The organism is Acinetobacter sp. C15 (assembly GCF_013420645.1).
In the GTDB taxonomy this organism is placed as follows: domain Bacteria; phylum Pseudomonadota; class Gammaproteobacteria; order Pseudomonadales; family Moraxellaceae; genus Acinetobacter; species Acinetobacter indicus.
Map to the genome: position 1 here is coordinate 1 of NZ_VOXR01000078.1, position 5,301 is coordinate 5,301.

Consider the following 5,301-nt stretch of genomic DNA (forward strand, 5'->3'; position numbering starts at 1 on the left):
AATCAGGCGAGGCTTTAGGAGAAGCTGCAACTTCTCCAAAAAGCTTGAAAATCATTTCAAAGCCTTTGATTTAGTGTTCTTTTATATCAATAATGGATTCGTTTAATGCCAGCATACTTTTTGAAACACCACCAAAATCTCTTATGCGAAATTTCAGCTCGATGCTTTGAAAGATGGCTAAAGCCATGTTTCAAAGTCGGGCAACTTTGCGCTTGCTGTAATTTGATTTGTAATGAGAAAAACCAAGCAAAGTACCGATCAACTAGTATTTTTTAGGGTCGATCTGACACCAGTCATACGTTTTTTCTTTGACACTACTCGGTTCAAACGAGTAGCAATTTTTCCTCATTATTCTCACCAATGTTTCACCATCACTTTCTCGAATTTGTAGCGGATATTTTTTTAGTACAGCCATATCTGCTCTACGTTCATCAATTTCGTCTTTGCTTGGTATGTATAAAAAGATAGCCAAAATGAACACCATCATCACAGCAACAAACGTGCTGGCAAAAATAAAGATAAGTTTTAAGTTGAGCCTGTTTGTAGCTTCGTTTAATGCCTGAATACTGTTGTTTAATGCACCTGTATGCTTCTTATTTGTGTTTTCTAGCGATTTTTCAGCCTTGTCTAGCACTCCACTAGCGACTTGGTTGTAAAACTGCTCTAATCGCTTCTTATCGTCTGCTATGGCTTCTCGATATTCCTTCATGGATGCCAATAAAATATATAACTGGTCATCTAAATCATTTTGATTACTCATAATGACATTCCGCCTCTACTTAGTTTTTGATATGCCTTGCGGAGTGCTTGCTCGGCTCGTTGTTTATCTAATTCTTGCTGTCGTTTCATTTCCGCTTGGCGTTCCAGTTCTAGACGTTTGGTTTCTTGGTTCTTCTGCCATTGATCAAAACCTTGATCGACACGGTTTAAACCACGCTGTAAAACGCTCTCTTTCTGCTGTTTCTGTTGGTCAAGCTGTTGGGCGTTCTGCTGTTTCACATTGTCATTAAAACGGCTGATTTCAGTGTCTATGCCTTGTCTGCGTAATTGGGTGACTTTAGTGCCTTCATGGATGGTGGCTTGTAGTCCGTTATTCTGATCGGCATAGCTGCGGTGATCTATTTTTTCTCGGTAGCCTGCTCGTTCTAATGCGTGATTGGCTAAATTTGCCCACGTTTCCCGAATCTGTTTAATTTCGTCTTGGGTTGTACCCATACCAAGGCTTTTTCGTTTGGCGTTGCTGAGTTCAATATCGGTTTTGGTGGTCAGGGTGAGTTTATTGTCCGTGTCCAATTCGGCTTTTCGGGTGGTAAGCATGATATGGGCGTGATGATTCTTATCATTACCGCCTTTGCTGGGTTCATGGATGGCTAAATCTGCGATCACTCCATAGCGATCAACTAAGGACCTGGCAAAGTCTTTTGCCAAGTCCTTACGTTGATCAGCGTCTAATTCATCAGGTAGGGCAATGACCCATTCTCTAGCGGTTCGGGCATCTTTACGGTTTTCGGTTTTTTCTGCCAAGTTCCAAAGTTCACCACGGTCAATTTCAATATCTAAATTAGACAGAATTTCAGAATGGGCGACACCGTCTTTTCTCGTAAAGTCATGGGTCAGTCCTGTGCGTTCATCTTCTAGTTTTTCCCCTGCACGATATGCAGATGATGCAACCGCAGTTCGCCCCGAACTTCGGTTCACCGTTTTAGTGGAACAATGATAAATTGCCATGCAGTCGCCTTGGGGTGCTTTTGCTTTTAAAAAATTGCGTAGCAGTTTTTTGGGGTTAAGGGGTGTCCCCTTGCGCAACTTTGACTTGAACTTTGTTCAAGTCGTAAGTGCGCATTTCATGAAAAACACGATAGCATATTACCCGCTTGAATTTCAATTCATAGGGTCTTATGCTTGAGTGGTTTTCTATATTCCGAAATTAACCGTTATGACTAAATCTGCTGAAAATATCGAAAAGAAAATTGAAGCCCAGTTAGAGAAGCTGAAACAGTTAAAAGCACAGAAACAGGCTATTGAAGCAAGAGAACGTACCAAAAAGAAAGAACAGGAGCGCAAGGATGATACTAGGCGTAAAATTTTGCTCGGTTCTTACTTGATTAAGAAAATGCAGGCAAATGAAGCTAATAAAGAAAAAATACTCGCTGAACTCAACGAATATTTAACAGAAAATAGAGATCGACAGCTTTTTGATTTGCCCGACATTGAAGCCTAATTTTTCTTAGCTGTTTGGTTATTCTGTTCGGCTTGATACTCGGGAATGAGCGTGTTTAAAACCTTTTGAATATTGTCTTTGTCCTCTATCTGCAAATGATCCCGATAGTAAATTAAGTCCTGTATTTTGCTTTCCATCTGCATTTTTTCGGTGGGTTTGGCATTTTTGGATAGTCGGGATAATAGGAAGATATAACCGCATATATTTTCCCTCGCAATTTCATAATTTACGATGTCGAGGTATTCAACGGTCACATGCTTTAGATCGGTTGATAGGTTATTTAATTTAATCATGGCTGAAATCCTGATTTTTCTAAAATTGGATAAAGCTCTCTGAATTTTTCAGGCTCTAAAAGCATATCAGCGATACGAATAGCAAATTGTTGGTAGCTTTCTGTACCTTGTGAATATTTCCCCATTTCAGGCATTTCTGACATTTTATTCGCAAATAAATGGCGTTGTGCATCGGTCATTTTTATAAAAAAATCAGGCGTGTTTGGATCTCTTTTTGCTTCAACTTTTGGCTGTTGTTTTTGCTTAAATTTGAAAGAAAAACCTGAAATGATCCGCCCTTTTTTATGCTGTTCATACGTTACAGTAATATCAGTATGCTCATTAATTTGTTTAATTGATGGTTCAAGCACACGCTTTTTAAAGTCACTCATGGCGGTGTATTCACTATCAACAAGACCTAATCTGTTTCTAAACTCACTAAGTTCTAGTTGTGGAACTTTTCCAACTTCACGCCAAGCAATCAGCAATTCATAAAGCCTAGTGGCGTATTTACTGGTTAGGTGAGCAACTTGTTTAGCTTCATATTTTGTAAAGTGTTCTTCCAATCGTGTGATTAAAGGCACTACATCAGGAGCAAAAGTAATTTCTAACAATGCTAGGTCATCTACATAAAATATACGGCTTACCCAGCGAGATCGAACAATGCCGACTTTGCCTGTTTTTTTATATTCGGCTGTATAACTAAATTGACGATTAAACAGATTATTTACAGCTTCTCTCAAAGCTTTATATGACGCATCGGCAGATACATTGAATAGCTTGGCGTAGTCACTAGCATGTATTTCCAGTTTACTATCCGCAGTGATTCCTTGTCCCGATTCTCTAGCATTAATGATAGCTAGCATGATCAAACGTTGTTCCGTTAGCTCTAGGTTGTAACTGGCATTTATTAGAGCATTATCTTTCACGACTAAACTATTTTTCATAAGAAGAACTTATTATTATCTAATTAAAGGACAATGTAATCTAATATCTTTTTAAGGTCAATATTTATAATGTCTTTTAATTAAGAGCAAATGTCCGTTTATACAAGAGCAAATGTCCGTTTATACAAGAGCAAATGTCCGTTTATACAAGAGCAAATGTCCGTTTATATAGTCTGTAACACTTACTACACAAGGGTTTCAACCTGTCTAAAAGCATTAAAAGCTTTAAAAATAATTAAAAGCCTTTCGAGAGGGGAGTGCTAAAAACTGCCCTATGTACTCGCTAAAGCTCGTACTCTATTGAAGCTCGTTCCTCGCTTCGTGGGGCAGTTTTTAGTTAATCCTGTTGTGAAATCTAAAAGCAAAAGCATTTGTAATGTATTCGCTTCGCTCATACTTTTTGAAAAGCAAAAGCTCCAAAGTTCGCACCCATTCGGGATGCTCTGTAGCTACCGTTTAAAATCGAAAGGGAGCTTGTAATCAGAGAAAAGGCGAGGGCGAAATTTTGATGATGCTCAATCGCTCGTAGACACTCGCTCGGTTCTTATTATCTAGGTTTTAATTATTTACTGGAGCTAACCAAAGTTGTGAAACATTGCTTAAATAATAGGCGTGGAACGTGAAAAATCCATAAAAAAGCCCAATCGGGTGTGATTGGGCTATAAACTAGAAACTACAGCATTGATTTCTATAGATAATTATAACGCATTTCGTATAAGGTGTATTATGTTAATTTTAGAAAATCTAAAATAATTATTGATAATTTTTTTTTTGAAAATTTAACATACCTTCCGATTGATATTTTAGGTATGATTACTTATGAACAGTGTGTTACTCGCTTATGTATTACTTGGATTTGCAATAGTTTCCGAAGTGATTGGAAGTAGTTTTTTAGTTAAATCGGAAGGGTTTACAAAACTTTTTCCAAGCGTGATGGTCTTTATTTTTTTTAGCACGGCATTTTATTTATTATCACAAGTTATTAAAACAATCCCTTTAGGTATCGCATACGCTATATGGGCTGGTGTTGGGATTGTTCTAACTGCTGTAGTTGGCTACTTTGTTTTTAAACAGACACTAGATAATCCTGCTTTAATTGGAATTGGTTTTATCGTATCTGGCGTAATAATTATTAATTTATTTTCGCAATCAGCAGGTCATTAAGTGAAAGAAATTCGGCAACAAAAGAAGCAACCAGAGGTTATTCGAAAGCGCATCCTTGAACAGGCAACTATTCTTGTTTCTCAAAAGGGTATTTCTGGTGTTTCTATTCAAAATATTGCTACAGCAGTAGGTATAACAAAAGGGGGGGTATTTCACCATTTCCCGAATAAAAAAAATTTGATAGAAGAAATGTTCAATCAAATAATTCTTGATTTAGATCAAACAGTTGAATACTTGATTAAACGCGATCCAACAGAATATGGTAAATTCACACGAGCTTATATTCATAGTTCTTTTATCCATCAAATAGATGGGGTGGTTTCTGCTTGGTCAGCGTTATCAATGACTATGATCACAGAGCCTACCTTTAATAAAATTTGGATGGAATGGCTAAAAAATAGATTATCTCAACATGCAGAAACGGATAGTCATCCTGATTTAGAGTTACTTCGTTTAGCAGCAGATGGGTTGTGGCTACAAAGTATTACCGGAGTCATTGATGATGAGCAATGTTCAAAATTAGAAGACGATCTGCTTAATCGAACCTATTTAACATAAAATCTCGGTGGTGTTTCAAAAAGTATGCTGGCATTAAACGAATCCATTATTGATATAAAAGAACGCTAAATCAAAGGCTTTGTAATGATTTTCAAGCTTTTTGGAGAAGTTGCAGCTTCTCCTAAAGCCTCGCCTGATC

At 37.5% G+C, this 5,301-nt stretch carries 7 protein-coding genes and 2 pseudogenes; 4 read left to right on the top strand and 5 right to left on the bottom strand.

All coding sequences use genetic code 11. The annotated features are described in order from the left end of the window. Positions 1-106, top strand: a pseudogene (locus FTT63_RS14710) (IS1 family transposase); the annotation flags it as partial. A gap of 156 nt (positions 107-262) precedes the next feature. Here FTT63_RS14710 and FTT63_RS14715 read toward each other — a convergent pair. Both FTT63_RS14715 and mobQ read right to left on the bottom strand, forming a co-directional pair. Then, positions 263-760: a hypothetical protein gene (locus FTT63_RS14715; RefSeq protein ID WP_004856450.1), complete on the bottom strand. Its 498-nt coding sequence runs from the start codon at positions 758-760 to the stop codon at positions 263-265. Further along, complete coding sequence (mobQ, locus tag FTT63_RS14720; RefSeq protein ID WP_004856449.1) at positions 757-1,728, bottom strand: MobQ family relaxase; 972 nt, start codon at positions 1,726-1,728, stop codon at positions 757-759. Before mobQ ends, FTT63_RS14715 begins: the two co-directional genes overlap by 4 nt. A gap of 208 nt (positions 1,729-1,936) precedes the next feature. Between mobQ and FTT63_RS14725 the strand changes: the two genes are divergently transcribed. Further along, the gene (locus tag FTT63_RS14725; protein ID WP_004871868.1) at positions 1,937-2,221 is read left to right on the top strand and encodes a hypothetical protein; all 285 of its coding nucleotides are present in this window, start codon (positions 1,937-1,939) and stop codon (positions 2,219-2,221) included. Here FTT63_RS14725 and FTT63_RS14730 read toward each other — a convergent pair. After that, positions 2,218-2,514, bottom strand: coding sequence for a hypothetical protein (locus FTT63_RS14730; RefSeq protein WP_005265043.1), 297 nt, complete (start codon positions 2,512-2,514; stop codon positions 2,218-2,220). The two genes, FTT63_RS14725 and FTT63_RS14730, sit on opposite strands and share 4 nt — an antisense overlap. Next, the gene (repM, locus tag FTT63_RS14735) at positions 2,511-3,440 is read right to left on the bottom strand and encodes a replication initiation protein RepM (RefSeq protein WP_004871874.1); all 930 of its coding nucleotides are present in this window, start codon (positions 3,438-3,440) and stop codon (positions 2,511-2,513) included. The genes FTT63_RS14730 and repM overlap by 4 nt, the downstream gene beginning before the upstream one ends. A gap of 819 nt (positions 3,441-4,259) precedes the next feature. Between repM and FTT63_RS14740 the strand changes: the two genes are divergently transcribed. Next, on the top strand, positions 4,260-4,604 hold the full coding sequence (locus tag FTT63_RS14740) for an SMR family transporter (protein ID WP_005146112.1): 345 nt from the start codon (positions 4,260-4,262) through the stop codon (positions 4,602-4,604). Next, positions 4,605-5,162, top strand: coding sequence for a TetR/AcrR family transcriptional regulator (locus tag FTT63_RS14745; protein WP_005146114.1), 558 nt, complete (start codon positions 4,605-4,607; stop codon positions 5,160-5,162). Between the two features lie 33 nt (positions 5,163-5,195). Here the strand turns inward: FTT63_RS14745 and FTT63_RS14750 are convergent. Further along, positions 5,196-5,301 (bottom strand): annotated as a pseudogene (locus FTT63_RS14750) (IS1 family transposase); the annotation flags it as partial.

What these genes read in the sequence shown, in the direction of transcription:
- FTT63_RS14715 (WP_004856450.1), bottom strand. Translation starts at nt 760, where the DNA reads ATGAGTAATCAAAATGATTTAGATGACCAGTTATATATTTTATTGGCA.
- mobQ (WP_004856449.1), bottom strand. Translation starts at nt 1,728, where the DNA reads ATGGCAATTTATCATTGTTCCACTAAAACGGTGAACCGAAGTTCGGGG.
- FTT63_RS14725 (WP_004871868.1), top strand. Translation starts at nt 1,937, where the DNA reads ATGACTAAATCTGCTGAAAATATCGAAAAGAAAATTGAAGCCCAGTTA.
- FTT63_RS14730 (WP_005265043.1), bottom strand. Translation starts at nt 2,514, where the DNA reads ATGATTAAATTAAATAACCTATCAACCGATCTAAAGCATGTGACCGTT.
- repM (WP_004871874.1), bottom strand. Translation starts at nt 3,440, where the DNA reads ATGAAAAATAGTTTAGTCGTGAAAGATAATGCTCTAATAAATGCCAGT.
- FTT63_RS14740 (WP_005146112.1), top strand. Translation starts at nt 4,260, where the DNA reads ATGAACAGTGTGTTACTCGCTTATGTATTACTTGGATTTGCAATAGTT.